23 protein-coding genes and 1 pseudogene are annotated in these 26,056 nt (G+C 72.2%); 16 read left to right on the top strand and 8 right to left on the bottom strand.

Annotation, left to right across the window (positions count from 1 at the left end):
- Positions 1-110: 110 nt before the first annotated feature.
- A complete protein-coding gene (locus tag ACZ407_RS25380) occupies positions 111-773 on the top strand; it encodes a TetR/AcrR family transcriptional regulator (RefSeq protein WP_468132004.1) in 663 nt (220 codons plus the stop codon).
- Here ACZ407_RS25380 and ACZ407_RS25385 read toward each other — a convergent pair.
- The gene (locus ACZ407_RS25385; RefSeq protein ID WP_468132006.1) at positions 770-1,963 is read right to left on the bottom strand and encodes a PucR family transcriptional regulator; all 1,194 of its coding nucleotides are present in this window, start codon (positions 1,961-1,963) and stop codon (positions 770-772) included. The two genes, ACZ407_RS25380 and ACZ407_RS25385, sit on opposite strands and share 4 nt — an antisense overlap.
- 171 nt (positions 1,964-2,134) lie before the next feature.
- Here ACZ407_RS25385 and ACZ407_RS25390 point away from each other — a divergent pair, with 171 nt between their 5' ends.
- Both ACZ407_RS25390 and pruA read left to right on the top strand, forming a co-directional pair.
- The gene (locus tag ACZ407_RS25390; protein WP_468132008.1) at positions 2,135-3,061 is read left to right on the top strand and encodes a proline dehydrogenase family protein; all 927 of its coding nucleotides are present in this window, start codon (positions 2,135-2,137) and stop codon (positions 3,059-3,061) included.
- A 60-nt stretch (positions 3,062-3,121) separates the two neighbouring features.
- Positions 3,122-4,753 (top strand): L-glutamate gamma-semialdehyde dehydrogenase, encoded by a 1,632-nt coding sequence (gene pruA, locus ACZ407_RS25395; RefSeq protein WP_468132010.1) that lies wholly within the window; start codon positions 3,122-3,124, stop codon positions 4,751-4,753.
- A gap of 113 nt (positions 4,754-4,866) precedes the next feature.
- Here the strand turns inward: pruA and ACZ407_RS25400 are convergent, their stop codons facing one another.
- The gene (locus ACZ407_RS25400; RefSeq protein WP_468132012.1) at positions 4,867-5,568 is read right to left on the bottom strand and encodes a nitroreductase family protein; all 702 of its coding nucleotides are present in this window, start codon (positions 5,566-5,568) and stop codon (positions 4,867-4,869) included.
- A gap of 82 nt (positions 5,569-5,650) precedes the next feature.
- On the opposite strand from ACZ407_RS25400, the gene ACZ407_RS25405 reads away from it, so the two are divergent.
- Positions 5,651-6,427, top strand: coding sequence for a tyrosine-protein phosphatase (locus ACZ407_RS25405; RefSeq protein ID WP_468132014.1), 777 nt, complete (start codon positions 5,651-5,653; stop codon positions 6,425-6,427).
- On the opposite strand, the gene ACZ407_RS25410 is transcribed toward ACZ407_RS25405, so the two are convergent.
- Together ACZ407_RS25410 and ACZ407_RS25415 are read right to left on the bottom strand one after the other, a co-directional pair.
- Positions 6,417-8,441, bottom strand: coding sequence for a phosphocholine-specific phospholipase C (locus tag ACZ407_RS25410; RefSeq protein WP_468132016.1), 2,025 nt, complete (start codon positions 8,439-8,441; stop codon positions 6,417-6,419). The two genes, ACZ407_RS25405 and ACZ407_RS25410, sit on opposite strands and share 11 nt — an antisense overlap.
- Positions 8,442-8,569: 128 nt before the next feature.
- On the bottom strand, positions 8,570-9,583 hold the full coding sequence (locus tag ACZ407_RS25415) for a zinc-binding dehydrogenase (protein WP_468132018.1): 1,014 nt from the start codon (positions 9,581-9,583) through the stop codon (positions 8,570-8,572).
- A gap of 101 nt (positions 9,584-9,684) precedes the next feature.
- Here ACZ407_RS25415 and ACZ407_RS25420 point away from each other — a divergent pair, with 101 nt between their 5' ends.
- From ACZ407_RS25420 to ACZ407_RS25435, 4 genes are all read left to right on the top strand, one after another.
- Positions 9,685-10,581 (top strand): LysR family transcriptional regulator, encoded by an 897-nt coding sequence (locus tag ACZ407_RS25420; RefSeq protein WP_468132020.1) that lies wholly within the window; start codon positions 9,685-9,687, stop codon positions 10,579-10,581.
- Positions 10,582-10,855: 274 nt separating this feature from the next.
- Positions 10,856-10,987 (top strand): hypothetical protein, encoded by a 132-nt coding sequence (locus ACZ407_RS25425; RefSeq protein ID WP_468132022.1) that lies wholly within the window; start codon positions 10,856-10,858, stop codon positions 10,985-10,987.
- An 85-nt stretch (positions 10,988-11,072) separates the two neighbouring features.
- Positions 11,073-12,113 (top strand): 3-isopropylmalate dehydrogenase, encoded by a 1,041-nt coding sequence (locus tag ACZ407_RS25430; RefSeq protein ID WP_468132024.1) that lies wholly within the window; start codon positions 11,073-11,075, stop codon positions 12,111-12,113.
- A 244-nt stretch (positions 12,114-12,357) separates the two neighbouring features.
- Positions 12,358-13,443, top strand: coding sequence for a branched-chain amino acid aminotransferase (locus ACZ407_RS25435; RefSeq protein ID WP_468132026.1), 1,086 nt, complete (start codon positions 12,358-12,360; stop codon positions 13,441-13,443).
- Positions 13,444-13,542: 99 nt separating this feature from the next.
- Here ACZ407_RS25435 and ACZ407_RS25440 read toward each other — a convergent pair whose 3' ends face one another.
- On the bottom strand, positions 13,543-13,686 hold the full coding sequence (locus ACZ407_RS25440) for a hypothetical protein (protein WP_468132028.1): 144 nt from the start codon (positions 13,684-13,686) through the stop codon (positions 13,543-13,545).
- A 24-nt stretch (positions 13,687-13,710) separates the two neighbouring features.
- Positions 13,711-15,144: a cytosine permease gene (locus ACZ407_RS25445; RefSeq protein ID WP_468132030.1), complete on the bottom strand. Its 1,434-nt coding sequence runs from the start codon at positions 15,142-15,144 to the stop codon at positions 13,711-13,713.
- Between the two features lie 152 nt (positions 15,145-15,296).
- On the opposite strand from ACZ407_RS25445, the gene ureA reads away from it, so the two are divergent.
- The 6 genes from ureA to ACZ407_RS25475 all read left to right on the top strand — a co-directional run bounded on the left by ureA (position 15,297) and on the right by ACZ407_RS25475 (position 22,836).
- Positions 15,297-15,992 carry an urease subunit gamma gene (gene ureA / locus ACZ407_RS25450; protein WP_468132032.1) on the top strand — a complete coding sequence of 232 codons (696 nt, stop codon included), beginning with the start codon at positions 15,297-15,299 and terminating at the stop codon, positions 15,990-15,992.
- Positions 15,989-17,722 carry an urease subunit alpha gene (locus ACZ407_RS25455; protein WP_468132034.1) on the top strand — a complete coding sequence of 578 codons (1,734 nt, stop codon included), beginning with the start codon at positions 15,989-15,991 and terminating at the stop codon, positions 17,720-17,722. Before ureA ends, ACZ407_RS25455 begins: the two co-directional genes overlap by 4 nt.
- Positions 17,723-17,742: 20 nt before the next feature.
- A complete protein-coding gene (locus ACZ407_RS25460; protein ID WP_468132036.1) occupies positions 17,743-18,801 on the top strand; it encodes an agmatine deiminase family protein in 1,059 nt (352 codons plus the stop codon).
- Between the two features lie 81 nt (positions 18,802-18,882).
- Positions 18,883-19,506: a TetR/AcrR family transcriptional regulator gene (locus ACZ407_RS25465; RefSeq protein ID WP_468132038.1), complete on the top strand. Its 624-nt coding sequence runs from the start codon at positions 18,883-18,885 to the stop codon at positions 19,504-19,506.
- Positions 19,507-19,801: 295 nt separating this feature from the next.
- The gene (cimA, locus tag ACZ407_RS25470) at positions 19,802-21,403 is read left to right on the top strand and encodes a citramalate synthase (RefSeq protein WP_468132040.1); all 1,602 of its coding nucleotides are present in this window, start codon (positions 19,802-19,804) and stop codon (positions 21,401-21,403) included.
- A 68-nt stretch (positions 21,404-21,471) separates the two neighbouring features.
- Positions 21,472-22,836, top strand: a complete 1,365-nt coding sequence (locus ACZ407_RS25475) for a hypothetical protein (protein WP_468132042.1) — start codon at positions 21,472-21,474, stop codon at positions 22,834-22,836.
- Between the two features lie 223 nt (positions 22,837-23,059).
- Here ACZ407_RS25475 and ACZ407_RS25480 read toward each other — a convergent pair whose 3' ends face one another.
- Entirely contained in the window at positions 23,060-23,698 is a 639-nt protein-coding gene (locus ACZ407_RS25480; protein WP_468132044.1) for a YceI family protein, read from the bottom strand.
- Between the two features lie 274 nt (positions 23,699-23,972).
- Between ACZ407_RS25480 and ACZ407_RS25485 the strand changes: the two genes are divergently transcribed.
- Positions 23,973-25,556: an acyl-CoA carboxylase subunit beta gene (locus ACZ407_RS25485; protein ID WP_468132046.1), complete on the top strand. Its 1,584-nt coding sequence runs from the start codon at positions 23,973-23,975 to the stop codon at positions 25,554-25,556.
- 16 nt (positions 25,557-25,572) lie between these two features.
- Positions 25,573-25,773, top strand: a complete 201-nt coding sequence (locus tag ACZ407_RS25490; RefSeq protein ID WP_468132048.1) for an acyl-CoA carboxylase subunit epsilon — start codon at positions 25,573-25,575, stop codon at positions 25,771-25,773.
- A gap of 182 nt (positions 25,774-25,955) precedes the next feature.
- Here ACZ407_RS25490 and ACZ407_RS25495 read toward each other — a convergent pair.
- A pseudogene (locus ACZ407_RS25495) lies at positions 25,956-26,056 on the bottom strand (ATP-binding protein); the annotation flags it as partial.

Below are 26,056 nucleotides of genomic sequence, written 5' to 3' on the forward strand. Positions count from 1 at the left end.
GCAATGTACAAGCGTCATAAACGTCTGTCTAGTACGTGTGTATAGAACGGCCGTGTGGAACGCTCGTCTTGGACGGTTGTCTTGGACGGTTGTCTTGCTAAGGTCGGCCCATGGGACACAAAGAGGACCTGCTCGAAGGCGCGAAGAAGTGCCTGACCGAGAAGGGGTTCGTGCGGACCACCGCGCGGGACATCGTCAACGCCTCGGGAGCCAATCTGGCCTCCATCGGCTACCACTACGGCTCCAAGGACGCCCTGCTCACCCAGGCCTTCATCGCCCTGATGGAGGAGTGGGGCGAGGGTTTCGCGGGCTCGGTCGCCGGAGAGCCGGGCTCGCTCGACCGCTTCCGCTCCGTGTGGGAGGGCGTGGTGGCCCGGCGGTCCGAGTCCACCCCGGTGTGGGCGGCGAGCATGGAGGTCGCCCTCAGCGGTGACCGGCTGCCCCAGCTGCGGGAGCTGCTGGCCGCCTCGCAGGGCGAGGGGCGCCGGGGGCTGATCTCGATGCTGACGGGCACCCCGGAGGACGAGATCGACGAGCGGGCGGTGCGCACGCTCGGCGCCTTCTACCAGGCCCTGCTGAACGGGCTGATGATCCAGTGGATGTTCGACCCGCAGTCGGCCGCCACCGCGGAGGAGCTGACCGAGGGCATGCGCCGCGCGGCAGAGACGGCACTGGGGTCGGGGTCGGGGACGGGGTCCGGTGCCGCGGCCGGATCCGGCGCGAGCTCGGAAGGCGCCGGCTCGGAAGCTGCGGGCCCGGAAGGCGCGGCCTAGAGCCGGGCGGCCTTCAGGGCCATGTGGAGCAGCAGCCGGTCCTCGCCCTCGTCGAGGTCCAGGCCGGTGAGCTGCTCCACCCGGGACAGCCGGTAGTACAGGGTCTGGCGGTGGATGCCGAGGGCAGCAGCGGCCCGGCCGGCCTGCCCGGCGCAGTCGAGGAACACCTCGGCCGTACGGGAGAGTTCCGGGTGCGCAGGGGAGAGCAGGGCGGCCGTCGCCGGGTCCTGCGCCGCCTCCGGGGGCAGCGCCGCGAGCATCCGGTACGGGCCGATCTCGGCCCACTGCGCCACCGGGCCCAGCCGCGGCTGGGCCGCGGCCGCGCGGGCCGCCGCCACCGCCTCCTGCCAGGCGCCGCCCAGCTCGGCCAGGCCCCGGCGGGGGGCCGCGATCCCGGCGCTGGGCCGGCCGGGCCCGCCGGGCCCGGTGCCGTTCCCGCCGGCCAGCAGCCGCTCCGCCGCCACGGCCGCCGGCCCCGCGGCCTCCGCGGAACGCAGCCGGACCAGCACCGCGAGGGCCTTCGGGCCCTCCGGCCGCCACGGGGCCAGGCAGACGGCCGCCGCACCCGGCACCGACTGCGGGGGCTCCGCCTGCCAGGGTGTGACGCACACCAGCGCGTGCGGCCCGTCCGCCGCGGGTCCGAGCGCCGAGCGCAGGGCGGCCACCGCCATGTCCTGCTGCCAGCCCCGCTCGGCGGTGAGCACCGCGTGCAGCTCCCGGGACAGGTCCGCCCCCGCCTTGGCCTCGTCGGCCAGCAGCACCCCGATCCGCGCGGCCACTTCCATCGCGGCGTCCAGCTGCTCCTGCCCGGGGCCCGGCTCGGTGTCCAGCAGCCACACGTACCCGTGGACGATGCCGCGGTGGCGCACCGGCAGGCAGATGCGGCCGCGGAAGACCCCCGCCTCGGGGGCGGCCGGGATGCGGACCGGGCCGGTGGCCCGGGCGATGCCGAAGCCCTCGAACCAGCTGCGCACCGCGGCCGTGGACTGGCGGGTGAGGATCGAGCGGGTCCGCACCGGGTCCATCGCCAGGTCGTCGTCGCTGTCGTGCGCGCCGAAGGCGATCAGCCGGAAGTCCCGGTTCTCCAGCGTTGCCGGCGCGCCCAGCAGCGCCGAGATCTCGTCCACCAGATCCTGGTAATCGCCCTTCACCCGGCCATTCTCCCATCGCGCCCGGCCGCCTTCAGACATCTGTCTGAGATCGCGGCCACGGATGCGTGACAGCTGTCGATGGCAGAGGATCGGATCGATCCTTAGGTTTCACGGTGGTTCTCCGTGTCGCGACGGGATAAGGATGATCTGTTCATCTTGATGACGTTCGTGGCGCTTCACTGCTTTTCTGCCACCCGTTGGAGGTGCCCCGTGCTGGGTCCCGTGATCCTCGCCGCGTCGCGCAGCGACAAGATGCGCAAGATCGTCTCTGCTGCCCCGGTGACCAAGCCCGTGGTGAACCGGTTCATCCCCGGCGAGACCGTCGATCAGGTCATCCCGATCGTCACGGAGCTCACCGACAAGGGCCTCGAGGTCACCCTCGACGTGGTGGGCGAGGACATCACCCGGGTCGAGCAGTCGTACGCCGCCCGGGACGCCTACCTGGAGCTGATCGGCCGCCTCAAGGACCTGGGCCTGGGCACCCGGGCCGAGATGTCCGTCAAGCTGTCGATGTTCGGCCAGGCGCTGGAGGGCGGCCACGAGCTCGCCCTCGCCAACGTCCGCCCGGTCGTCGAGGCCGCCGCCGCCATCGGCACCACGGTCACCCTGGACGCCGAGGACCACACCACCCTCGACTCGATGTTCGCCATCCACGAGGAGCTGCGGAAGGACTTCCCGCAGACCGGCTGCGTGATCCAGGCCTACCTGTTCCGCACCGAGGCCGACGCCCGCCGGCTGGCCGCCAACGGCAGCCGCGTCCGCATCGTGAAGGGTGCGTACAAGGAGCCCGCCGAGGTCGCGTACCAGGACAAGGCGGAGATCGACAAGGCGTACGTCCGGATCCTGAAGATCCTCATGGACGGCGAGGGCTACCCGATGATCGGGTCCCACGACCCGCGTCTGATCGTCATCACCCAGGAGCTCGCCCGCAAGGCAGGCCGCAAGCTCGACGAGTACGAGTTCCAGATGCTGTACGGCATCCGCAGCGAGGAGCACGTGCGGCTCGCCGCCGAGGGCCACCGCATGCGCGTCTACACGGCGTACGGCACCGACTGGTACGGCTACTTCATGCGCCGCCTGGCCGAGAAGCCGGCGAATCTGCTCTTCTTCGTCCGATCTTTGATCACCAAGAACTAGCTTCAGGGCCGAGCACCCCCCGGTCGGCAGAACACCCCTCATCAAGGAGTTGCACCCCTCATGGACGCTGTGACCCAGGTCCCCGCGCCGGTCAACGAGCCGGTCCACTCGTACGCCCCGGGCAGCCCGGAGCGCGCGCGTCTCGAAGCGCAGCTCAAGCAGCTGGCCGAGAACCCGATCGAGCTTCCGATGACCATCGGCGGCGTCAAGCGCATGGGCGGCGGCGACCGCTTCGACGTGGTCCAGCCCCACGCCCACAAGTCGGTCATCGGCACCTACGCGAACGCCACGCAGCAGGACGCGCAGGACGCCATCGACGCCGCCCTGGCCGCCGCCCCGGCCTGGCGCTCGATGTCCTTCGACGACCGCGCCGCGATCATCCTGCGCGCCGCCGAGCTGCTGTCCGGCCCGTGGCGCGAGAAGCTGGCCGCCTCGACCATGCTCGGCCAGTCCAAGACCGCCCAGCAGGCCGAGATCGACACCCCCTGCGAGCTCGTCGACTTCTGGCGCTTCAACGTGCACTTCGCCCGCCAGATCCTGGCCGAGCAGCCGATGGCGAACTCCGCCGGCGTGTGGAACCGCAGCGACCACCGCCCGCTGGAGGGCTTCGTCTACGCGATCACGCCGTTCAACTTCACGGCCATCGCCGGCAACCTGCCGACCGCCCCGGCCCTCATGGGCAACGTGGTCGTGTGGAAGCCGTCCCCGACGCAGACCCACGCCGCCGTGCTCCTCATGGAGCTGCTGGAGGAGGCCGGCCTGCCCAAGGGCGTCATCAACCTGGTCACCGGCGACGGCATCGCCGTCTCCGAGGTCGCCCTGGAGCACCCGGAGCTGGCGGGCATCCACTTCACCGGCTCGACCAAGACCTTCCAGTACCTGTGGAAGACGGTCGGCAACAACATCGAGAAGTACAAGTCCTACCCGCGCCTGGTCGGCGAGACCGGCGGCAAGGACTTCGTCGTGGCGCACCCGTCCGCGGACCGCGCCGTGCTGAAGACCGCCCTGACCCGCGGCTCCTTCGAGTTCCAGGGCCAGAAGTGCTCGGCCTCCTCGCGCGCCTACATCCCGGCCTCCATCTGGAACGACGGCTTCAAGGAGCAGTTCGCGGCCGAGGTCGACGGCATCACCATGGGCCCGGTCACCGACCTGTCCAACTTCATCGGCGCCGTCATCGACGAGCGCTCCTTCGCGAAGAACAAGGCCGCGATCGACCGCGCCAAGGCCGACCCGACCTGCACCATCGTCGCCGGCGGCACGTACGACGACTCCGAGGGCTACTTCGTCCGCCCGACCGTCATCGAGTGCACCGACCCGGAGAACGAGGTCTTCACGACCGAGTACTTCGGCCCGATCCTCGCCGTGCACGTCTACGAGGACGAGAAGTACGACGAGATGCTGGAGCAGATGGAGAGCGTCTCGGCCTACGCCCTGACCGGCTCCGTCATCGCCGCGGACCGCTACGCCGCCGCGCACACGATGGAGAAGCTCCGCTTCGCCGCGGGCAACTTCTACATCAACGACAAGTCGACCGGCGCCGTCGTCGGCCAGCAGCCCTTCGGCGGCGGCCGCGCCTCCGGCACCAACGACAAGGCCGGCGCCGCGTCCAACCTGCTGCGCTGGACCTCGACCCGCTCCATCAAGGAGACCCTGGTCCCGCCGACCGAGTACGGCTACCCCCACATGGGCTGACGCCCGAGGGCCGGAAGACGGCCCCAGTGAACCCCGCCCCCGCCCCGGTACCCCCAAGTCCGGAGCGGGGGCGGTTTCCATTGACCGGGCCGTGCCCGCGGCGGCGCGCCGGCTCAGACCTCGATCATCACCTGATCGAGGGACTTGCGGACCAGGTCCGGGACCTCGCAGTCCTCGGCGGGGTAGCCGACCGGGATGACGGCGAAGGCCTTCTCGTTCTCCGGGCGCTTCAGGACGTGGCCGAGGAAGCGCATCGGGCTCGGGGTGTGGACCAGGGCGGCCAGCCCGCTCAGGTGCAGGGCGCTGAGCAGCATGCCGACCGCTATGCCCACGGACTCGTCCACGTAGTAGTGCTTGCGCTTGGTGCCGTCGGGGCCCAGCCAGTAGCGCTGCTGGAAGACGACCAGCAGGGCGGGCGCGTCCGTCAGGTGGTGCTTGACGGAGTCCGTGCCCAGGGGGCGCAGGGCGGCGAGCCATTCGTCGCCGAGCCGGCCGTCGTAGGAGATCTGCTCCTCCTGCTCGGCGGCGGCCCGGATCTGCCGGCGGACCTCCGGGTCCTTCACCAGGACGAACGTCCACGGCTGCTGGTGGGCGCCGGAGGGGGCGGTGGCGGCGCAGGCTATGGCGTCGAGGACGACCTGCTCGGGCACCGGATCGGTCGAGAAGCTGCGTACGGTGCGCCGCTCGTCCATCCGCCGGCGCAGCTCGGCGGCGCGGGCGAGCGACTCCTCGCGGGGCATCCGGGCGGGCCGGTAGGGGACGGGGCGGTAGGGCTGGCCGTGGACCGGCGCCCACGGCTGAGTGGGAGACGACATACGCCGAAGTCTCCCTTCGCGCAACCGCGTTGACCACCCGGACGTCCCGAAGAAGTGTCCGGTGTGTACCGACAGGAGGACTATGACCGACGCGCATGCCAGCCGAATCCTTGCGTGGGAAGGATGTTTCAACGTCCGCGACCTGGGAGGCCTGGGCCGGGTCGCCCCCGGCAGCCTGGTCCGCGCCGACCGGCTCGGCGCGCTCACCGCGCGCGGCTGGGAGCAGCTGTACGCCCACGGCGTCCGCACCGTCATCGACCTGCGCAACCCGGACGAGACCGCAGGTCCGGACCAGGACGCGGCGCCCCGGCCGGCGGGGGTGGCCACCCTGCACATCCCGCTCGACGGAGTCGAGCACCGGGACTTCTGGGACCGCTGGTGGGGCACTCCGGCATTCGGAACCCCCGCCTATTTCCGGCCTTTCCTGCGCCGCTTCCCCGACCGCGTGGCCGCGGTGGCCACCGCGATCGCCCGCGCCGAGCCCGGCGGGGTGGCCTTCCACTGCGCGCTGGGCCGGGACCGCACCGGGCTGGTCGCCCTCGTGCTGCTGCGCCTGATGGGCGCCCTCCCCTCGGAGGTGGCCGTCGACCACGGGCTGAGCGAGCCGCAGGTGCGGGCCCTGTACGAGGCTCTGGGCCGCCCGTACGACCGGTCGGAGGTGGACGCCTACCTGGCGGAGCACAACACCACCGTGTACGAGCAGGCCCGGGCCGCGGCGCACTGGCTGCTGCGCCCCGGGGAGTACCTGCTGCACGCCGGTGTGAGCCGGCAGGACCTCGGGCGGCTGGAAGAGCGGCTTGCGGGTGGGGCGGTTGCGGGGGGCGGTCCGGTCGGGGAAGGGGGAGTGGTCAGCCGGTGATGCTGGGGGAGCCGGTTTCGATGTGGCCGGTGTAGCGGCGGGACCAGGTGCCGTCGGAGTCCGCGAGGACCGTGAAGTCGTACCAGCCCTGGGTGTAGGCCACCGCGTTGAAGAAGTCCTCGCGGGAGGAGTTCGCGGGGACCGTGTAGGTCCACGGGCCGTCGCTGCGGTAGGCGTTGGAGCGGATGGTGAACGTGACCGGGGCGGCGGAGGAGTTGGTCATCCTGAACCAGACCGCCGTCTTGCCCGTGCCCTGCTCCACCGCGTAACGGGCCGCCACCTCCAGGGACTTGCCGGGCTTGTTGGCGTCTCCGATGAAGCGGCGCAGGAAGCGGTTCGGGCCGTACATGGAGATGTCGTACTTCCCCGCGCCCGAGCCCAGGCCGATGGAGAACCAGTCGGACGCGGTGGTGCCGGGGTCCACCGTGTACTGCCAGGCCTCGGTGTTGCGGTACTGGTGCGGATGGATCGAGAAGTGCGCCGCCCGCTTCGCCTCGGTGCCCAGGTTGCTCATGTCGAACCAGGCGAGGATCTTGCCCGCGGCCCCGAACTCCAGCCGGGTCAGGTTGCCGTTCGGCTGGTACGGCAGGGGCCGGGCGGGCCGGGTGCCGGGCTCCTGGACGGGCAGGGCGTTGTTCTGCGGGGCCGGGTTGGGCAGCGGCCCGCAGGTGGCCTGGCCGATGACCTTCGCGGTCGGGGGGAGCCCGGCGGGGATCCCGTAGACCGGGTGGGCGAAGTCGAAGAGCCCGGTGAGGTCCCCGGTCACCTTGCGCCGCCAGGCGCTGATGTGCGGGCAGACCGCGGGGGTGCCCAGGGCGGCGGTCCACTGCTCCAGGAAGCGCAGCACGCTGGTGTGGTCGAAGACCTCGGAGCTGACCCAGCCGCCCCGGGTCCACGGGGACATCACCAGCATGGGCACCCGGAAGCCGAGGCCGACGGGGACCCCGTCGAGGTACTCGCCGGCCGTGCCGGGCGGGGCCACGGGAGGCGGCACGTGGTCGAAGAAGCCGTCGTTCTCGTCGTAGTTGAGGAAGAGGACGGTGGAGTCGAACACCTCCGGGTCCGCGGCGAGCGCCCGGTAGACCAGGTCGACGAAGTGGGCCCCGTCGCCGGGCGGGGCGTACGGGTGCTCGGAGAAGGCCTCGCTCGCGACCACCCACGAGACCTGGGGCAGGGTGCCGGCGAGCACGTCGGCGCGGATGGCGGCGGCGATGTCGTCGGGGGTGGAGCCGGTGACCCGGGGGACCGAGGCCATGCCGCGGTCGTGGAGCGGGTCCCCGGGGCGGGCGTCGGTGAACTTCTTGAAGTAGGCGAGGCCGTTGTCCCCGTAGTTGTCCTGGGCGTTCTGGTAGACCCGCCAGCTCACGCCGGCCCGCTGGAGGGCCTCCGCGTACGTCTCCCAGGTGAGCCCGGACTCCTCGCCGCCGTCCTTGCTGGCGGCGTCGATCTTCCCGCTCCACAGGAAGGTGCGGTTGGGTCCGGTCGCGCTGAGGGCGGAGCAGAAGTAGGCGTCGCACACCGTGTAGTGGTCGGCGAGCGCGTAGTGGAACGGGATGTCCGCGCGGTCGAGGTGTCCGAGGGTGCGGACGTTGCCCACCCCGGTGACCCAGTTGTCCAGCCGGCCCTTGTTCCACGCGGCGTGCTGGGAGGTCCAGCTGTGCGGCAGGTCTCCGGTGCACTGGGCCAGGGTCGCGCCGTCGGCCCCGCCGGCGGGCGGGGTGTCGCCGAGCCGCCACGGGTACTGCCGGCCGCCCCAGGCGGGTTGGTTGAACGTGCCCCAGCCGCCCGGGATGTTGCCCGCCGCCCGGTCGCCGAAACCGCGGACCCCCTTGAGGCGGCCGAAGTAGTGGTCGAAGCTGCGGTTCTCCTGCATGAGGACCACCACGTGCTGCACGTCGGTGAGGGTGCCGGTGGCGGCCGCTGCCGCCGCCGAGGCGGGCGCGGCGGGCAGGGCCGCCCCCGCCGCCAGCCCGGCCCCGATCCCCACGAATCCCCTGCGGCTGATGGGAGTCATGCCCTGCCTCTCGTGTCCCGTGCGTGCCCGGGCGGCACGCCGAGGCAAGGGTGGGGGAGGGCAGTCCAAAGGTCTAGGTCCGTGCAGTAAGGGATCGGTGAACTTCCGCTGCCGGAGCGGGAGTTCGTTCAGTCCTGTACCTGGACGAGCATTTTGCCGGTGTTCTCGCCGCGCAGCATGCCGAGGAAGGCCTCGACCGTGCGGTCGAATCCCTTGACCACGGTGTCGTCGGAGGTGACGGCCCCGCTGCGCAGGTGCGGCACGAGGAACTCCTCCAGCTCCTCCTGGACATTGGTGTGGTTGCGGACCAATACGCCTTCCATGCGCAGCGACTTCTCCACGATCTCCAGCAGGTTGCGCGGGCCGGGGGCGCTGCCGCCCCGGTGGTACGAGGAGATGGCCCCGACGGCCGCGATGCGGCCGAAGGGACGCAGGTTGTCGATCGCGCCCTCCAGGTGGTCCCCGCCCACGTTGTCCACGTAGACGTCGATGCCCCCGGGGGCGGCCTTCGCGAGCTGCTCGCCCACCGGCCCGTCGTGGTAGTCGAAGGCCGCGTCGAAGCCCACGTGCGCGGTCAGGTGGGCGGCCTTGGCGGCCGATCCGGCGCTGCCGACGATCCGGCCGGCCCCGAGCAGCCGCGCGATCCGGGCGGTGGCGGTCCCGACCCCGCCCGCCGCGGCGGACACGAACAGGTCCTCGCCCTCGCGCAGGGCGGCCGTGCGGGTGAGGGCGACGTACGCCGTCAGTCCCGTGCCGCCGAGGATGCCCAGGTGCGCGGAGAGCGGCACCCCCTCGTACGCGCGGACCTTGCGGGTGCCGTTGGCGCCCGCGGTCACCAGGGCGTGGGTGCGCCAGCCCTGCCGGTGGAAGACGAGGTCGCCCTCGCGCAGCCCGGGGTCCGCGGACTCCACGACCCGGCCGACGGCCCGGCCCTCCAGCGGGGAGCCCAGCTCGAAGCCGCCCTCGCCGCCGTCCATCATCTGGCGGTGGTACGGGTCGACGGACAGGAAGAGGTTCTCCACCACGGCGGTGCCGGGGGCGGGGGAGGGGACCGGGGCCGCCACGACGTCGAACTCGGCGGCGGTCGGGAATCCGTTGGGGCGGGCGGTCTGGTGGATGGCGTAGCCGGTCTGCGTGCTCATGACGGTGACGTTAGGAGGGAATGCGGCGGCCGGGCAGGGGGTTGGGTTCATGGCAGCCGCAGTTGCATGAATTCTGCTCATAGAACGAGGTGGGGGACCTGATGGCCGAGCTCGGACCGCAGGAGCTGAGGATCCTGGTGGCCGTCGCGGACGCGGGCGGCTTCTCCGCGGCCGCCGCCGCACTGGGCCTGACCCAGTCGGCAGTCTCGCACTCGGTGCGGGCCAGCGAGGCCAAGATCGGCGCGGTGCTCTTCGAGCGCGGCCGGCGCGGCGCCCGCCCCACCCCGGCAGGCGAGCGGGCCGCGGGCCACGCCCGCCGGATCCTGCGGCTGCTGGACACCCTGGCCGCGGAGGCCCGGGCCGCCGGGCAGGGCGAGGGGGGCGCGGACCGTCCCGTCGACGGGACGGTCCGCATCGCGGCCTTCCGCAGCGCGGCCCTGCACCTGCTGCCGCCGGTCCTGGAGCGGCTGCGGGTCCGGCACCCCGCCCTGACGGCGGAGGTGCGGGTGGTCCGGGAGCTGGGCGCGGGCACCTCGGGCGAGGTCCTGGCCGGCCGGGCCGACCTCGGCATCGCCACCCTCAACGCCAGGGACGGCAAGGACGGCATCCCCGCGGGCCTGACCGGCGGGGTGCTGCTGGAGGAGGACTACGCGCTGGTGCACCCGGCCGGCCACCCCGACCCGCGCAGCCTGCCGCTGCTGGACTGGGACGAGAACTGCGGCTCGTACACCCGGGCCTGGTGGCACGCCCAGGACTGGATCCCGCAGGCCACGGTCCGGGCCGAGGACGACGCCATGGTCGTGACGATGGTGGAGCGCGGGCTCGGCATGGCCGTCATGCCCGCCCTCTCGCTGGCGGACGCGCCGCCCGGAGTGGGCATCACCCGACTGGGCCCGGAGGGTCCGGTGCGCTCGGTGGGGTACGTGACCACCCCGGAGCTGGCCGCGACCCGCGCGGTCCAGGCCCTCGTACGGGAGCTCCGGGCGCAGCGGCGCTGACCGGCCGGGCCCCCTGGCGCGGCCCGGCCGGGTGAAGCCCGTCTCAGATGCTAGGAAGTCCGAGTAATTGCGGAGACATACAGCGGGAACTGCCCTAGCTTTGTAGGAGCCGAACGTCTCGCCGATCCGGCGAATGGCGGCCGTGAGCATGCGCCCCCGTGCAGGCAACCCCTGCGGGCCCTGGCTCCCCGCCCCTTCCGGCGCCTTGGAGAACCCCCCTCATCAGCGGCCCCTCCCGTGTCCGGCCGCCCGTGATCTCAAGGAGTCGATCACCATGACCAAGAACGCCCCCGCCCGCCGTGTCCGCCGCTCCGCGCACTCCGCGGGTGCCGAGCGCCAGAACGCCGCCGCCGCCCTGCAGCGCGCCCTGGACCGCCGCGACAACGGCGGGGCCACCGGCCACTGAGCTCCCGCTGACGGACCGCTGACACGTCCCGTCCACTATCCGGACGGGACGTGTCAACGGATGGGACAGGGAGTACGGTTCCGTCATGGCGACCAGCATCAATCTCGCAGTGATCCCCGGTGACGGCATCGGTCAGGAAGTGGTGGCGCAGGGCCTCAAGGTCCTCACCGCGGTCCTGCCCCAGGACGTGAAGCTGGAGACCAAGGAATACGACCTCGGCGCCCGCCGCTGGCACCGCACCGGCGAGACCCTCCCGGACGCGGACCTCGAAGCGCTCAAGCAGCACGACGCGATCCTGCTCGGCGCCATCGGCGACCCCTCGGTCCCCTCCGGCGTCCTGGAGCGCGGCCTCCTGCTCAAGCTCCGCTTCGCCTTCGACCACTTCATCAACCTGCGCCCGTCGAAGCTCTTCCCGAACACGGCCACCCCCCTCGCCGGCCGCCCGGACATCGACTTCGTCGTCGTACGCGAAGGCACCGAGGGCCCCTACACGGGCAACGGCGGCTCGCTGCGCACCGGCACCCCCGCCGAGGTGGCCACCGAGGTCAGCGTCAACACGGCCTACGGCGTCGAGCGCGTGGTCCGCGACGCGTACGAGCGGGCCAACGCCCGCCCGCGCAAGAAGCTGACGCTCGTCCACAAGAACAACGTGCTCGTGTACGCGGGCCACCTGTGGAAGAACATCTTCGACGCGGTCGGCCGCGAGTACCCCGAGGTCACCACCGACTACCTGCACGTGGACGCGGCGACGATCTTCTTCGTCACCCAGCCCGAGCGCTTCGACGTCATCGTCACGGACAACCTCTTCGGCGACATCCTCACCGACCTGGCCGCGGCCGTGACCGGCGGCATCGGCCTGGCCGCCTCCGGCAACATCAACCCGACCGGCGCCTTCCCGTCCATGTTCGAGCCCGTCCACGGCTCGGCCCCGGACATCGCCGGCACCGGCAAGGCCGACCCGACCGCCACGGTCCTCTCGGTCGCCCTCCTGCTGCGCCACCTCGGCTACGAGGACCAGGCCGCCCGCATCGAGGACGCGGTCTCCGCCGACCTCGCCGAGCGCGACGGCAGCTTCCGCAGCACCGACCAGATCGGCGACGCCCTCGCCGCCCGGGTAGCCGGCTGACCCGGCCGCGCCCCCGCTCCACCAGGGAAAGCCGCCGGCTCCGCCCCCTCCGGGCACCCGGCGGCTTCTCCTGTGCGGTCTCCGGGTGCCACCATCTCCCCTGGGCCGCACACCACCCCGTTTCTCCCGAGCCGGGTCCCGCGCGATAATCGAACGCGGGGCCGCGGAATGCGGGGAAGCTCGGACGTCCTGGTACGCCGTTGAGCGCGGTCCACTCCACACAACCGGTGAAGGACATGCACTCATGACGACGCCCACGATCGAGCTCAAGCCCTCTGCGAACCCGCTGTCCGACGCGGAGCGTGAGGCGATCCTGGCCAGCCCGGGATTCGGCCGCCACTTCACCGACCACATGGTGACGATCAAGTGGACCGAGGGCCGCGGCTGGCACGACGCCGAGCTGGTCCCCTACGCGCCGCTGTCGATGGACCCGGCGAACATGACCCTGCACTACGCGCAGACGATCTTCGAGGGCCTCAAGGCCTACCGCCAGCCCGACGGCACCGTCGCCACCTTCCGTCCGGAGGCCAACGCCGACCGGTTCCGCGCCTCCGCCCGCCGCATGGCCATGCCGGAGCTGCCCGACGAGCTGTTCATCGCCGCCTGCGACGCCCTCGTCGAGCAGGACCGCGCCTGGGTGCCCTCCTCCGGCGAGGCCTCCCTCTACCTGCGGCCCTTCATGTTCGCGAGCGAGGTCGGCCTGGGCGTCCGCCCGGCCAACGAGTTCACCTTCATGGTGATCGCCTCCCCGGCCGGCGCGTACTTCCCCGGCGGCGTGAAGCCGGTCTCGGTCTGGCTCTCCGAGGACTACGTCCGCGCGGTCAAGGGCGGCACCGGCGCCGCGAAGACCGGCGGCAACTACGCGGCCTCCCTCGTGGCCCAGGCCGAGGCCGCCCAGCACGGCTGCGACCAGGTGGTCTGGCTCGACGCCGTCGAGCACCGCTGGATCGAGGAGATGGGCGGCATGAACCTGTACTTCGTGTACGGGGACCGCATCGTCACCCCCGAGCTCACCGGCTCGCTGCTCCCGGGCATCACCCGCAGCTCGCTGCTGACCATCGCCCGCGACCTCGGCTACACCGCCGAGGAGGGGCGCATCTCCACCGAGGACTGGAAGCGCGACAACGAGAACGGCACCCTGACCGAGGTCTTCGCCTGCGGCACCGCCGCCGTGATCACCCCGGTCGGCTCGGTCAAGTCCAAGGGCGCCGAGTGGACCCAGGGCAACGGCGAGCCCGGCGAGGTCACCATGAAGCTCCGCAAGGCGCTCCTCGACCTCCAGACCGGCCGCGCCGAGGACACCCACGGCTGGATGCACCCCCTGGGCTAGTGCGCCGCCGGGCGGTGCGCCCACATCGGACGCGGAAGGGCCCCGCGCACACCTCGTGCGCGGGGCCCTTCCCCGTGTCGCCGGTCCCGGCCCCCGGTCTCAGCGCTTGCGCCCGCGGGTCCTGCGGGGGCCGCCCCGGCCGGTGCCGTCCGTGACCATCGCCGTCAGGGCGTCGCCGCACAGGTACATCAGTCCCGCAATCCCCCTGACGACCTTGCCCAGGACGAACGCTGCCTCTTCCATTCCACTCCCCGTGTCAGGCCCCCGTCAGTCGACGACGGCCGCGATCCTCCCGGCGGGTTCGGCCGGCTGCGCCGCCGTCCCCCGCCGGACCGTGAGCGCCGCGTAGACCAGTCCGCCCGACAGCCCCGACAGGATGAAGCTGCAGTCCACCCCGCCGGTCAGGGCCAGCAGCGGCCCCTCGTACAGCGGTGTGGACACGGCGGCCAGGCCCACCGCGGCGCCCAGCGCCCAGGACGCGGTCGCGCGGAGGTTCCACCCGGCGCTGTACCAGTAGACGCCGCCGCGGGCCCTTCGGTTGAACACCTGGAGCGCATCCGCGTCGTACTCCCTGCGGCAGCGCACGTAGCCGATGAGCGTGATGACCGCCCAGGGGGTGCCGATCGCGGTGAGCAGCAGGACGAACGAGGTCATCGCGGACTGGGCGTCCCAGGCGAAGGAGCCGAGGAACACGAAGCCGGTGGCCACCACCGCGGCGATCACGGTGGCCCGGGTGCGGGTGGTCTTCGGCACGATCGCGTCCAGGTCCAGGCCCATGGAGTAGAGCATCAGCCCCGCGTTGCCGACCGAGCCGGCCGCGGCGGCCGCGAACAGCGGCAGCAGGTACCAGGCGGGGGAGGCCTCCACCAGCGGCCCGGCGTACTCGGCCCCGGCGCGGGAGGCCAGCGCCGTGTACGTGCCGAACAGCTGCGGGGTCAGCAGGCCCACCAGCAGGCCCAGGCAGGTGGCCCAGTAGACCTTCCGCGGGCTGTGCGCCGCGGGGGAGACGTAGCGGGTGTAGTCGCCGAGCAGGGTGATGAAGGCCACCGGCCCGCTGAGCCCGGCGGCGACGGCCGCGAGCAGCCAGGTGGGCCAGAAGGAGCCGAGCAGGTAGCCGCCGGTGTCCGGCGGGGCGGCCGTGGTGAAGTCCCCGGCGTACGCGAACACGCCGACGGCGAGCAGGAGCACCATGCCCACGGCGAGCAGCTTGCTCATGCGCAGCAGCAGCCGGTAGCCGAAGACGGCCCCGACGACGGTACACGCGGCCAGTACGCCGTACATCACCCCGCGGGTGGCCCCGGTGTCGGGCAGCCCGGTCAGCCGGGAGAGCACGCCGACCATCACGTCCCCGCCGATCCAGAGCGTGAGGGCGGTGTAGCCGAGGGAGAGCAGGAGGCCCACCACCGAGCCGACGAGCCGGCCGCGTACGCCGAACTGGGCCCCGCTGGAGGTGGACAGGTTGGTGGCCGTACGGAGGGAGACGAGGGCGAGCGGCGCGGTGAACGCGATTCCGGCCACGGTTCCGGCGACGATCGCGGTGACCGAGGGCCACAGGCCCAGCCCGAAGGAGGGCGGCAGCCAGCCGAAGACGATCACGCCGAGGCAGAGATTGGACCCGAGGAGGATCGAAATCAGGTCACGGGGACTGCTCGTGCGTTCCGCCTCGGGGATCGTGTCGACTCCGCGCTGTTCTATCGGCATGGGGACTCCTGGCTGGGGCGGCAGGGGCGAGGGAAAGTTTGAGCGACACTCAATGTGACCTGGCTGCGGGTCTCCGGTCAATGATTCCGCGCAAGGAAATGAAGAGTTAGAGTGATGCTCTAACCCGATGACTGGAAGAGTGGTGGATCGTCGTGCGGCTGACTCCCACTGAGCGCGACCGGCTCCTGCTGTTCAGCGCGGCCGAGCTGGCCCGGGCCCGCCGGGCACGTGGCCTGAAACTGAATGTTCCGGAAGCGACGGCCCTGATCGCGGACACCGTCTGCGAGGCGGCCCGCGACGGCCGGAGGCTCGCCGAGGCCATCGAGGCCGCGCGCAGCGTCCTCGGCCCCGACGACGTGCTGCCCGGGGTCGCCGACGTGGTGACCGAGGTGCACGTCGAGGCCGTCTTCGACGACGGGTCCCGGCTCGCCGTGGTCTCCGCACCCATCAAGGGCGCCACCGGTCTCGGCGACGAGGCCCCCGGAGCGGTGCTGCCCGGACCGGAGAGCCCCGCGGCCGAGCCGGAGCTGCGGCTGGCGGTGCGGAACACGGCGACCGTGCCGGTGAGCGTGACCTCGCACTTCCACTTCTTCGAGGCGAACCCCCGGCTCGACTTCGACCGGGCCGCCGCCTACGGCATGCGGCTGTGCGTCCCCGCTGGCTCCTCGGTGCGCTTCGACCCGCTCGGCGAGGCCGAGGTGGGGCTGGTCCGCATCGGCGGCGACCGGATCGCGATCGGCTTCGCGGGGCTGGTGGACGGCCCGCTGGATGCTCCCGGCGCGAAGGAAGAGGCCCTGCGCCGCGCGGCGGCCTGCGGGTACCTCGGTGTGGAGGAAGGACAGCGATGAGCAAGCCCAGCAAGCACAGCGACCACTGCGCCCCCGGCAGCCGGCACATCGACCCGCGGGAGTACGCGGCGGTGTTCGGGCCGCGGGCGGGGGACCGGGTGCGGCTCGGGGACTCCGGGCTGACGGTGCGGGTGGAGTCGGATGCCCAGAAGCCGGGGGAGGAGTTCCTGGCCGGGTTCGGCAAGACGGCCCGCGACGGTCTGCACCTGAAGGCGGCGGCGGTCCGCGAGACCTGCGACGTGGTGATCAGCAACGTGCTGGTCATCGATGCGGTGCTCGGCATCCGGAAGGTGTCGATCGGCATCCGCGAGGGCCGGATCCACGCGATCGGCCGGGCCGGCAACCCCGACACCCTCGACGGCGTGGACGTGGTCGTCGGCACCGGCACCTCGATCGTCTCCGGCGAGGGCCTGATCGCCACCGCCGGCGCCGTGGACACCCACGTCCACCTGCTCTCCCCCCGCATCATGGAGGCCTCGCTCGCCGCCGGCGTCACCACCGTCATCGGCCAGGAGTTCGGCCCCGTCTGGGGCGTGGGGGTGAACTCCCCCTGGGCCCTGCGGCACGCGTTCAACGCCTTCGACGCCTGGCCCGTCAACATCGGCTTCCTCGCCCGCGGTTCCTCCTCGGACCCCGCCCCGCTCGTCGAGGCCCTCGCCGAAGGCGGCGCCTCCGGCTTCAAGGTCCACGAGGACATGGGCGCGCACACCCGCGCGCTGGACACGGCGCTGCGGGTGGCGGAGGAGTACGACGTGCAGGTGGCGCTGCACAGCGACGGGCTGAACGAGTGCCTGTCGGTGGAGGACACCCTGCGGGTGCTGGAGGGGCGGACCATCCACGCCTTCCACATCGAGGGCTGCGGCGGCGGGCACGTGCCGAACGTGCTGAAGATGGCCGGTGTCCCCAACGTCATCGGTTCCTCGACCAATCCCACCCTGCCGTTCGGCCGTGACGCGGTCGCCGAGCACTACGGCATGATCGTCTCGGTCCACGACCTCAAGCCGGACCTCCCCGGTGATGCCGCGATGGCCCGCGACCGGATCCGGGCGGGGACCATGGGCGCCGAGGACGTGCTGCACGACCTGGGGGCGATCGGCATCACCTCCTCCGATGCGCAGGGCATGGGCCGGGCGGGCGAGACCGTACGCCGTACGTTCGCGATGGCGGCCAAGATGAAGGCCGAGCTGGGCCCGCTGGAGGGCGACGGCGAGGGCGACGACAACGCCCGGGTGCTGCGCTACATGGCCAAGCTGACGATCAACCCGGCCATCGCCCACGGCCTGGCCCACGAGATCGGCTCCCTGGAGGTCGGCAAGCTCGCCGACATCGTGCTGTGGCGCCCGCAGTTCTTCGGCGCCAAGCCCCAGCTCGTGCTGAAGTCCGGCTTCCCCGCCTACGGAGTCACCGGCGACCCCAACGCCGCCACCGACACCTGCGAACCCCTCGTCCTCGGCCCGCAGTTCGGCGCCCACGGCGCCACCGCCGCGGACATCTCCGTCGCCTTCGTCTCCGGCGCGGCCGCCGCCCTCGGCGCCGACGCGATGCCCACGCGCCGCCGTCGGGTCGCCGTCCGCGGCACCCGCGGCATCGGACCCGAGGACCTGCTCCTCAACTCCCGGGTGGGCGCGGTCGACGTGGACCGCACCAGCGGCCTCGTCACCCTCGACGGCAGCCCGCTGCAGTCCCCGGCCGCCGACTCCATCGCCCTCAACCGCCTGTACTTCCTGTGATTCCCGTAAGGACCACGACGATGACCCACCCCGCCGGCACCCCCGCCGCCGAAGGCTTCCGCATGCCCCCCGAGTGGGCTCCCCACGAGCGCACCTGGATGGCCTGGCCCAGCCCCAACCCGACCTTCACCAACGAGCAGGAGCTCGCCGAGGCCCGCGAGGCCTGGGGCGCCGTCGCCCGCGCCGTGCGGACCCACGAGCCGGTCACCCTCGTGGTCTCCCCCGGAGACGCCGAAGGGGCCCGCGCCATCGCCGGAGCCGGGGAGGGCCACCCGCTCACCGTCGTCGAGCGGGAACTCGACGACGCCTGGATGCGCGACATCGGCCCCACCTTCGTCACCGACGGGCAGGGCACCCTGGCCGCCGTCGACTGGACCTTCAACGGCTGGGGCGCCCAGGAATGGGCCCGCTGGGACCACGACTCCAAGATCGCCCGGCACGTCTCCGACCTCGCCGGCACCCGCACCTTCAGCACCCGCCTGGTCAACGAGGGCGGCGCCATCCACGTGGACGGCGAGGGCACCGTCCTGCTCACCGACACCGTGCAGCTCGGCGAGGGCCGCAACCCCGGCTGGACCCGGGCCGAGGTCGAGGCCGAGATCCACGCCCACCTCGGCACCACCAAGGCCATCTGGCTGCCGTACGGCCTGGCCGGCGACTACGGCACCTACGGCACCCAGGGCCACGTGGACATCGTCGCGGCCTTCGCCCGCCCCGGCGTGGTCATGGTCCACACCCAGCCCGACCCGGCCCACCCGGACCACGAGCGCTGCAAGACCATCGCCGCCCTGCTGCGCGCCGCCACCGACGCGCAGGGCCGCCGGCTGGAGGTCGTGGAGATCCCCGCACCGACCGTGCTCGAAGAGGACGGCGAGTGGGTGGACTACTCGTACATCAACCACTTCCTCTGCAACGACGGCGTGGTCCTGTGCGCCTTCGACGACCCGCGGGACGAGGAGGCGGCCGAGATCTTCCGCGGCCTGTTCCCCGGCCGGACCGTGACGCTCGTGGACGCACGTACGATCTTTGCCGGGGGTGGCGGAATCCACTGCATCACCCAGCAGCAGCCGAAGGCCTGAGGCCGCGGCGCGAGGACCGCACAGCCCGGACGGCCGGACGGCACCGGACGAGGGCGCAGGCGGTAGAGCGAGGAGAAGGCCATGGCGGGTGGGGCACGGGCGCGGAAGAACGCGCCGCCGCGCGAGGACGTGCTCGCAGCCGCCATGGCCACCATCGCCGAACGCGGCCTGGACGGCCTCACCATGGCCGGCCTGGGCCGCGAAGTGGGCATGAGCAGCGGCCACCTCCTCTACTACTTCCGCAGCAAGGACGAACTGCTGCTCCAGACCCTGGAGTGGAGCGAGGGCCGGCTCGGCGCCGAGCGCGGGGCCCTGCTCTCCCGCCGCGCCCCGGTGCGCGAACGGCTTGCCGCCTACGTGGACCTCTACGTGCCCGACGGCCCCCGCGACCCGCACTGGACCCTCTGGCTGGAGGTCTGGAACCGCTCGCAGAACGCCGGCCCCGAGGAGCGCGACCGGCAGGCCGCCATCGAGGGCGCCTGGCACCGCGACCTGGTCGCCCTGCTCGCCGAGGGCATCTCGAGGGGTGAGCTGCGCCCGGTGGACGCCGACCGCGCCGCCACCCGCATCCGCGCCCTGCTGGACGGCTTCAGCATCCAGCTCGCGGTCGGCCTGCCGGGCCTCGCGCGGGAGGAAATCCTCGCCCACGCACGGGAGTTCCTCATCGAAACCCTCGGCCCCGAGACCGCCCCGCCCGCATCCTGAGACCGGATGATGAGACGGCACCTGCTCGCCCCGGACGGTATGGCAGACTGCGGACCGTGCATGCATTCACCATGATTATGGGAAGCAGCGCGCCGGTCCGCAGTGACCGCTGAACCGTGGCGCAACCCCACGGCAGCGGCCACCGTGCCTCCAGACCCGCGCGCAGACCTCTCGCACCCGCGAGAGGTTTTTTCGTTTCCCGGCCCATCCTGCCGGGGGCCGGATGCGCGGGGATGATGGGGGCAGGTGGATCCCGGGCATCCGGAGCCACTCATCCGACAGGAGTCAGATCAGCATGACGACAGAGGTCATCGACGACAGCTTCCATGTCTTCGACACCACGCTGCGCGACGGGGCGCAGCGCGAAGGCATCAACCTCACGGTCGCGGACAAGCTGACGATCGCCCGTCACCTGGACGACTTCGGGGTCGGGTTCATCGAGGGCGGCTGGCCGGGTGCCAACCCCCGGGACACCGAGTTCTTCGCACGGGCGCGGGCCGAGATCGACTTCAAGCACGCCAAGCTCGTGGCCTTCGGCGCCACCCGCCGGGCCGGTGCCACCGCCGCCGAGGACCCGCAGGTCAAGGCCCTGCTGGCGTCCGGCGCCCCGGTGATCACCCTGGTCGCCAAGTCCCACGACCGGCACGTCGAGCTGGCGCTGCGCACCACCCTCGAAGAGAACCTGGAGATGGTCCGCGACACCGTCTCCCACCTGCGCGAGCAGGGCCGGCGGGTGTTCGTGGACTGCGAGCACTTCTTCGACGGCTACCGCGCCAACCCGGAGTACGCCAAGTCCGTCGTCCGCACCGCCCACGAGGCCGGCGCCGACGTGGTGATCCTCTGCGACACCAACGGCGGCATGCTCCCCGCCCAGGTCCAGGCCGTCGTCTCCACCGTGCTCGCCGACACCGGCGCCCGGCTGGGCATCCACGCCCAGGACGACACCGGCTGCGCGGTGGCCAACACCCTCGCCGCGGTGGACGCCGGCGCCACCCACGTGCAGTGCACGGCCAACGGCTACGGCGAGCGGGTCGGCAACGCCAACCTCTTCCCCGTGGTCGCCGCCCTGGAGATCAAGTACGGCCGCAAGGTGCTCCCCGCGGGGGCGCTGGCCGAGATGACGCGGATCTCCCACGCGATCGCCGAGGTCGTGAACCTCACCCCCTCCACCCACCAGCCGTACGTGGGCGTCTCGGCCTTCGCCCACAAGGCCGGGCTGCACGCCTCCGCCATCAAGGTGGACCCGGACCTCTACCAGCACATCGACCCCGAGCGGGTCGGCAACACCATGCGGATGCTGGTCTCCGACATGGCCGGCCGGGCCTCGATCGAGCTCAAGGGGAAGGAGCTCGGCGTCGACCTGGGCGGGGACCGGGCGCTGATCTCGCGCGTGGTCGAGCGGGTCAAGGAGCGCGAGCTCAAGGGCTACACGTACGAGGCCGCCGACGCCTCCTTCGAGCTGCTGCTGCGCGCCGAGGCCGAGGGCCGGGCGCGCCGGTACTTCCGTACGGAGTCCTGGCGGGCCATCGCCGAGACCCGGCCGGACGGCACCCACGCCAACGAGGCCACCGTGAAGCTGTGGGCCAAGGGCGAGCGGATCGTCGCCACCGCCGAGGGCAACGGCCCGGTGAACGCGCTGGACCGGGCCCTGCGCGTGGCCCTGGAGGGGCTCTACCCGCAGCTCGGCAAGTTCGAGCTGGTGGACTACCGGGTCCGCATCCTGGAAGGCAAGCACGGCACCGAGTCCACGACCCGGGTGCTGATCTCGACCACGGACGGCCACCGCGAGTGGTCCACCGTGGGCGTGGCCGGCAACGTGATCGCAGCCTCCTGGGAGGCCATCGTGGACGCGTTCACGTACGGGCTGCTGCACGCCGGGGTGGACGCCCTGGAGTAGGGCCGCCCCGGCCCGGTCCTTATGTCCCCTTCACACGGGAAAGTACCTGTTCAGGTAGCGTCGATGACATGAGGACCAGGCTGATATCCGTACTGTCCGGTCTGCTGCTGGCCCTGTCGGCGACCGCCTTCGCGGCGGCGCCGCAGGCGCAGGCGGCCACCGGGCCCGCCGCCGTGGCCGAAGCCCTCAGGGAGGGCCCCGTCTACGTGGACCCGCGCGCCGAGGCCCAGCTGCCCCCGGAGCAGGCGGCGGCGCTCGCGAAGAAGATCGAGGACGCCGGCAAGCCCGTCTTCGTCGCGGTGCTCCCGGACACCGCCGAGTTCCCGGCCGCGAGCATCCTGCGGACCCTGCGGACCGAGACCGGGATCACCGGCCTGTACGCGGTCCGGCTCGGGGAGCGCTTCAACGCCGGGGCCGACCCGGCCGTCATGCCGGTGAACGCGGTCCGCAACCTCACCGCCGCCGTGAAGTCCGGCGGCCCGGTGGATGCGGCGACCCAGCTGAACACCTTCGTCGACCAGGCCCTGGCCCAGGCCGCGGGCCGGGCCCCGGCCTCCTGGGGGAGCGGCGGCGGGGGAGCGGGCGACGGCGCCCCGGTCGGCGGGTTGATCGCGCTCGGCGCGGTGGCCGCGGCGGGCGGCGGCGGGGCGTACCTGCTGGTCCGCCGCAGCCGCCGGAAGAAGGAGGAGGCCGCCCGCGAGGCCGTCGAGCGGCTGCGGGTGGTCGTCGACGAGGACATCACGGCCTTCGGCGAGGAGCTGGAGCGGCTGGACTTCCACCCCGGGGAGCCGGGCGCCGACGAGGCCATGCGCGCGGACTACGGGCGGGCGCTGGACTCGTACGACCGGGCCAAGCAGATCATGGGGAAGGTCACCCGGCCCGAGGAGGTCACGGGCGTGACCCAGGCGCTGGAGGACGGACGGTTCGCACTCGCCGTGCTGGCCGCCCGCCGGGAGGGCAGGCCGCTGCCTGAGCGGCGCGCGCCCTGCTTCTTCGACCCGCGGCACGGGCCCAGTACCGAGGACGCCGCGTGGGCCCCGGCCGGCGGGGCCGCCCGTACGGTGCCGGTGTGCGCGGCGGACGCGGTGCGGCTGAGGGAGGGCGGGGAGCCGATGGTGCGGACGGTGGCCACCGAGAGCGGGCCGCGCCCGTACTACGACGCGGGCCCGGCATACGGGCCCTGGGCGGGCGGCTATTTCGGCGGCGGGATCCTGCCCGGCCTCCTGGTGGGCACCCTGCTCGGCTCGATGATGAGCACCCCGGCCTACGCGGCGGACTTCGGCGCGGCCGGGACGGGTTTCGAGGGCGGCGACTTCTCCGGCGCCGACTTCGACGCGTCCGGCTTCGACGGCGGCGGGTTCGGAGGCGGGGACTTCGGCGGGGGCGGGGACTTCGGCGGAGGCGGCGGCTTCGACGGCGGGGGCGGCTTCTAGGTCGTGTCTTTCGGATATTGCCGGTCAGGCCCGCGGCGTCTGGTGCCGTGCATCGCAAGGCGGAGGGTAGACCGCCGTACTGGACGTACTTGGTCTGCCCGACAACGCGGCGAGGCGCGGTGCCAGGCGTCGCGGGTCAGGCAAGATCCGGAAGACACGGCCTAGCCGCCCCCGGGGCCGCTCACCGGCGGGTTGGCGGGCCGGTCGTCCGGGCCCCACCCGGTCAGGCCTGCTTGACGGCGGAGATGTCGAAGGTCAGCTTGACCTTGTCGCTGACCATCACGCCGCCGGTCTCCAGGGCCGCGTTCCAGGTCAGGCCCCACTCGGAGCGCAGGATCTCGGCGCTGCCCTCGAAGCCCACGCGCTCGTTGCCGTAGACGTCGGTGGCGGAGCCGTTGAACTCCAGGTCGATGGAGAGCGGACGGGTGACGTCCTTGATGGTCAGGTCGCCGGTGATGCGGTACGTGCCGCCACCCAGCTGCTCGGCCGCCGTGGAGCGGAAGCGCATGAGGGGGAACTGCTCGGCGTCGAAGAAGTCGGCGCTGCGCAGGTGGCCGTCGCGGTCGGCGATGCCGGTGTCGATCGAGGCGATCTTGACATCGATGCTCGCGGTGGAGCGGGAGGGGTCGGTGCCGTCGAGGTGCAGCAGGCCCTCGTGCTCGGCGAAGGAGCCGCGGACGTTGGTGACCATCGCGTGCCGGACGGTGAAGCCGATGCTGCTGTGGGCCGGGTCGACGGTGTAGTCGCCGGTGAGGGCGGCGAGGGCCGGGTCCACGGCTTCCAGGGTGGCGACGGCGGAGCCGGCGGCCGCGGTGGCGGGGGTGGTGGTCTTGGCGGTGCTGCGGCGGGTGAAGAGACCCATGACGTCCTCCTGGTCGGTGGACCGGGCCGGGCTCTGGCCGGTCCGGCTGTTGTTGAATGTTCAACGAGAATGACGGTAGACCCATTCCGTTCAAATTTCAACTTCTTGGGCCGCGTGTCGCCGTTTTTGTGAACCACCCACAAAGGGCCGAAGTCCCAACTGGTGGGTCACTTGTCCCCAGCTCCGGTTCTGTCCGGCCTGGACAGCGGACAGGGCCGGAGACTGTACGGAACCAACGGAGGGTTTTGCTTGGTCGTTTTCGTAAGGTCGGTACATGACCGTTGTGGACGAGACCCCCGGCGAGCCGACGGACGCTCGCGGCCGCGTGGCCGAGCTGCTTGCCCTGCGTGAGCAGGCGCGGCGCGGACCCAGTGAGCGCGCCACCGAGGCCCAGCACGCCAAGGGCAAGCTCACCGCCCGCGAGCGCATCGAGCTCCTGCTCGACGCGGGCTCGTTCCGGGAGGTCGAGCAGCTGCGCCGGCACCGGGCCACCGGCTTCGGCCTGGAGGCCCGCAAGCCCTACACCGACGGTGTGATCACGGGCTGGGGCACGGTGGAGGGCCGCACGGTCTTCGTCTACGCCCACGACTTCCGGATCTTCGGCGGAGCGCTGGGCGAGGCCCACGCCACGAAGATCCACAAGATCATGGACATGGCCATCGCGGCCGGTGCCCCGCTGGTCTCCCTGAACGACGGCGCCGGCGCCCGCATCCAGGAGGGCGTCTCCGCGCTCGCCGGGTACGGCGGCATCTTCCAGCGCAACACCAAGGCCTCCGGGGTCATCCCGCAGATCTCGGTCATGCTCGGCCCCTGCGCCGGCGGCGCCGCGTACTCCCCGGCCCTGACCGACTTCGTCTTCATGGTCCGCGAGACCTCGCAGATGTTCATCACCGGCCCGGACGTGGTCCGCGCCGTGACCGGCGAGGAGATCTCCCAGAACGGCCTCGGCGGCGCCGACGTGCACGCCGAGACCTCCGGCGTCGCGCACTTCGCGTACGACGACGAGGAGACCTGCATCGCCGAGGTCCGCTACCTCATCTCGATGCTGCCGTCGAACAACCGGGAGAACCCGCCGGTCCACGAGTCCGACGACCCGGCCGACCGGCGCTCCGACGTGCTGCTCGACCTGGTCCCGGCCGACGGCAACCGCCCGTACGACATGCACAAGGTCATCGAGGAGATCGTCGACGACGGCGACGTCCTGGAGGTCCACGAGCGGTGGGCGCGCAACATCATCTGCGCGCTGGCCCGGATGGACGGCCAGGTCGTGGGCATCGTGGCCAACCAGCCGCAGTCCCTCGCCGGCGTGCTCGACATCGAGGCCTCCGAGAAGGCCGCGCGCTTCGTCCAGATGTGCGACGCGTTCAACATCCCGATCATCACGCTGCTGGACGTGCCCGGCTTCCTGCCCGGCGTGGACCAGGAGCACGGCGGCATCATCCGCCACGGCGCGAAGCTGCTGTACGCCTACTGCAACGCCACCGTGCCGCGGATCTCGCTGATCCTCCGCAAGGCCTACGGCGGCGCGTACATCGTCATGGACTCCCAGTCCATCGGCGCCGACCTCACCTACGCCTGGCCGACCAACGAGATCGCGGTCATGGGTGCCGAGGGCGCCGCCAACGTGATCTTCCGCAAGCAGATCGCGGAGGCCGAGAACCCCGAGGCCATGCGCGCCCGCATGGTCAAGGAGTACAAGGCCGAGCTGATGCACCCGTACTACGCCGCAGAGCGCGGCCTGGTCGACGACGTCATCGACCCGGCCGAGACCCGCGAGGTCCTCATCAGCTCCCTCACGATGCTCCGCAACAAGCACGCCGACCTCCCGTCCCGCAAGCACGGCAACCCGCCGCAGTAAGGAGACCTGCCACCCCATGAGCACTCCCGCTGACGCCCTGCTCCGCGTAGAGAAGGGCCACGCCGAGCCCGAGGAGCTGGCCGCGATCACCGCGATCCTCCTCGCCCGCGCCGCCTCCGGCCCGGCCGTCCCCGCCCAGCGCACCCGCTCCAGCGCCGGCTGGCGCCGCCTGGAGCGCACCCCGGGCTTCCGCGCCCCGCACAGCTGGCAGGGCTGAGGCCCGGCCGCACACCGGCCCCGAAGGCCCCCCGCACCCCGCAAGGGGAGCGGGGGGCCTTCTGCATGCATGACGCGAGGGGCGCGGGGCCTCCTGTACGCCGCGTGCCGGGCCCGGGCCCGTACGGCGAAGGCCCCCGCACTCCGAGGAGTACGGGGGCCTTCGCCGTGAGCCGGGTACGACTACCGCAGGCGTGCCATGAGTGCGTGTTCCACGAGGGTGATGAGGGCGCTCTTGGCGTCGGCGCGGTGGCGTGCGTCGGTGGTGATGATGGGGGCGTCGG

The sequence above is a fragment of the Streptomyces sp. NPDC030809 genome (assembly GCF_055572195.1).